This is a genomic window from Streptomyces nanshensis (assembly GCF_001751255.1).
Classification (GTDB): domain Bacteria; phylum Actinomycetota; class Actinomycetes; order Streptomycetales; family Streptomycetaceae; genus Streptomyces; species Streptomyces nanshensis_A.
In genome coordinates this window covers 1-3,382 of the sequence record NZ_LJGW01000628.1, presented here as the reverse complement: position 1 = coordinate 3,382, position 3,382 = coordinate 1, and the positions used below count along the sequence as shown (strand labels likewise).

The following is a 3,382-nucleotide window of genomic DNA, read 5'->3' as shown; positions in this document are numbered from 1 at the left end:
GGGGCAGACCCAGGAAGAAGGTAGAGCCGCATGAGCGACGAGAGGCGGGACCGTCCGTCACCGGGGGCCTCCGGCGACGGCACCGGTGCCACCGGCGGCAACGGCGACGGCACGGGCGACGTGCTCGACGCGTCCGTCCCCGAGGGCCTGGTCTCGGCCGTGCTGCACCTGGTCGAGACGGGCCCGGTGCTGCTCGGCGCGTACACCATCGCCGAACTCACCGTCGTGGACGCGATCGTGGACTTCCTGGAGGCCCGGCCCTCGGACGAGGTGCTCGCCGAGGCCGTACGCTCCCTCGCCGCACGGCAGTTGCTCCTGGCGGGCGACACCAGCGAGGAGGTCCAGGTACGCGGCGACCTGGGCATCACCGTCGCCTTCCAGCGCCGGGCCCGCAAGGTGCTCGACGCCCGTACGACCGGTACGGAGCCGGGCGAGCCCTGGCGCGTCCTGCTGCTCCCCCAGCCGGAACGGGTCTGTCTGATGGTCCGCATCGACGCCCTCGGCGTCCACCAGATCGGCCTGTACAAGCTGGACGAGGCCCTCCGCATGCTCATGGACTGGCTGCCGCACGGACGTTCGGCGGACGCGGACCGCGCCGTGGACGCCGACGCCCTGCTCGCCGAGGCCGAGCGCTCCGCGCTGGTGACCGTCACCCACTACACGGCCCGGGGCTCGGCCGAGACCGCGGGCGAGAGCACCGACCTGGTCCTGGCCCGCGACGACGGACGGCTGCACGTACTCGCCCGCGACCCGGAGGACCGCGCACGGCTGGTCCCGGACACCGAGACGGACGACGCCGACGACGTCCACGACCGCCTCGCGGGGCTGCTCGCATAAGGGCTGCGTCCGAAACTCCCGGGTAGGAAACCCCCGTTGAGGTCATGCGCTGCGGCCATGCGCTGCCGTCGTGCGCTGCCGTCGTGCAACGGGGGGGGAGGGGCGATGGTGACGACGCTGATCTCGGTGGTCGCCGTCCTCGTGTCACTGGGCTCGCTGGCACTCGCGTACGCCGCCGGCCGCCGTTCTCATATGCCGGTCCTGCAGTTCGTGTGGGAGAGCGGCCAGGGCGACGGATCCGGTGAGCCCGCATGGCGTCTGGTCAACGTCGGCACCGGGCCGGCGACCAACGTCGTCGTCGCCCAGGCGGAACGGACGGGTCTGGCACGCGGCGTCGCCGAGGACTCCTGGCGCAACCCGGTGCTGGTGCCGTCGATCCCCGCCGGCGGTGCGCTGGACCTGTCGTGGCTCGGCGGGACCAGGGGGCTGGAGTGCGGGTTAGGCGCCAGCTATACGGACGTCGAGCGGTACTTCTACACCACCAAGTGCGGGGACGACGTCTCGATGTTCTTCGTCGGGCTGCACCTTCCCCGCTGGCCGCTGCTGAAGTGGGAGGGCGAGAAGGCGGTCAGGACCTGGTGGGGCGTGGAGGAACTCCCTGCCTCCGGCTGGTCGCCGGTCACGGCCACCCACGTCCGCCGGATCTGGTGGCTGCCACCGCGCTACGGGGTGGCCCGCCGCCTGGGCGGATGGGCGGACCCGGTGCGTTCGTACCGCGGCGGTACGGCGCGCTGAGCCCCTGAGCGCACCGCCGTACGGCCGCCGCCTGTCCGCGGCCCTCTCAGCGTCCGTACGTGAAGGAGGACGCGGGCACGAAGAGCGTGTGGCCGGTGCCGAAGCGCACCCGTACGCCCGTCTTCGTCCACTCCGTGTCCGCGATGCCCTCGGCGCCGAGGGACGCGTCGATCTGGACGAGGTGGCCGTAGCCCAGGCCCGGGTCGCGGCCGATCATCAGGCGGTACGACTCCCGCCCGGAGACGGTGTGTTCGCGCTTCAGGCCCAGATAGTGCGGGGCGTCGTCCCCGTAGGAGACGGTCTGCGGCTGGCGGGCGCGGTGGACGACCTCGGTGTGCGGCCACTGGAGCAGCGTCATCAGTGCGGCGGTGAGCGCGGCGCCCGCGAGCGCGCCGAGCAGCAGGTCGCGACGGCGGCGGTGCGACGGGCCGTGGGGGCGGCCGCGGCGCCCGGACGGCGGTGTCTCCGCGGTTACGTACTGATCGCCGATGACCGGCCCCTCCCTTCTCGTGTCCCCTCGTGTCCCCTCGTGCTCCCTCACGTCGCGGCCGGCCACCCGACGGCCGCCGCCAACGCGGGCACGCGTGCCTCACGTCCACGCACAAGGACGCGCCGGGCCGCCCGGAGGTTCAGCGGCTGAGGGTCTGGTCCGGGCGCTGGCCGTAGGTGTCGCGGTACGCGGCCGAGAAGCGGGCCGGGTCGGGGAAGCCCCAGCGGTTGGCGACGGACTGGACCGTCGTGCCCGTGGCCGGGTCCGTCGCCCGCAGATCGCTGCGGGCCCGCTCCAGACGTACGCGGTGCAGATAGCCGAGGGGGCTGGTGCCGTACTCGCGCACGAACTCGTGCTGGAGCGCGCGCGGCGGTACGGCGACCGCGACGGCGATGTCGGTCAGGGTGAGCGGCCGGTCGGCGTTCGCGTCGATGAACTCCACGGTCCGGCGCAGCGCCGCCGGTGTGATCCTGCCCGGACCGGGCCGGTAGTCGGCCGTCATGGTGGTGTTCGGGAAGGCCCTCACGGCGGCCGTGCCGAGCAGGTTGAGCGTGCGGGAGTAGACCAGCGGTTCGGTCAACGGGCTGTCCTGGGCCTCCAGTTGGCTCGCGACGAAGCCGACCGTGGAGCGCCAGAAGCGGTCCATCGCCGGGGTGACGGGGGTCGTGCCGAGGAAGTTCAGCTCGCCCTCGGCCCCGTACTCGGCGGCCGCGTCCTGCGCCGCCCGCAGGGGTATCGAGATGACCTCCTTGGTCAGCCGGTCCCAACTGATCGTGAGCGGTACGCCCGCCGGGCACACGGCGGTGTCCCCCATGCGCAGCCGGGTCTCGGAGTCGCCGGAGGAGACGGTGAGGGAGCCTCCCGTGACGAAGATGAACATGAGGTAGTCGAGCGGGGCGCACTCGATGCTCATGGTCGAATGCGCGAGGTGATCGAGGCTCATGTCTCCCGCGCTCGTACGGCGGCCGTCGAAGACGAAGTCCTCGGTGGACCCGTACCGCGGATTGAAGGCGCCGTACATCTCGGCGCTCATGACTTCCCCGGCGTTCGGATCCGAGGTGTGGAATTCCGACTGCTCCACCGGCAGCCGCTCGAGTTCGACCGGCATGATCGCCTCCCGGGGCACCGAGCTGGGCCGCAGGTCCGACGGGCCTACTCATTCGACGGTACTACTCGGCGACGCCTCCCGGACCTGCGGAAATCCCGCTTCGCGGGGGTGCCGGCGGGAAGGGCGGTGCGGGCGCCGTGACGGCCGTACGGCGTGGGGAGGGGACGCCCCGGAGCGGCGTCGGCGGGTCCGTGGCGGCGGGCGGGGGCGTC

At 72.7% G+C, this 3,382-nt stretch carries 4 protein-coding genes; 2 read left to right on the top strand and 2 right to left on the bottom strand.

The window, feature by feature from the left end; translation table 11 throughout:
- Window positions 1-30: 30 nt before the first annotated feature.
- Window positions 31-837, top strand: coding sequence for a hypothetical protein (locus tag AN218_RS30480; RefSeq protein WP_070020266.1), 807 nt, complete (start codon window positions 31-33; stop codon window positions 835-837).
- A gap of 105 nt (window positions 838-942) precedes the next feature.
- Window positions 943-1,572, top strand: coding sequence for a hypothetical protein (locus AN218_RS30475; RefSeq protein WP_070020265.1), 630 nt, complete (start codon window positions 943-945; stop codon window positions 1,570-1,572).
- 46 nt (window positions 1,573-1,618) lie between these two features.
- Here AN218_RS30475 and AN218_RS30470 read toward each other — a convergent pair whose 3' ends face one another.
- Both AN218_RS30470 and AN218_RS30465 read right to left on the bottom strand, forming a co-directional pair.
- A complete protein-coding gene (locus AN218_RS30470; RefSeq protein WP_244900843.1) occupies window positions 1,619-2,113 on the bottom strand; it encodes a hypothetical protein in 495 nt (164 codons plus the stop codon).
- A gap of 88 nt (window positions 2,114-2,201) precedes the next feature.
- Window positions 2,202-3,170, bottom strand: a complete 969-nt coding sequence (locus AN218_RS30465; RefSeq protein ID WP_141747767.1) for an AraC family transcriptional regulator — start codon at window positions 3,168-3,170, stop codon at window positions 2,202-2,204.
- Window positions 3,171-3,382: the final 212 nt, after the last annotated feature.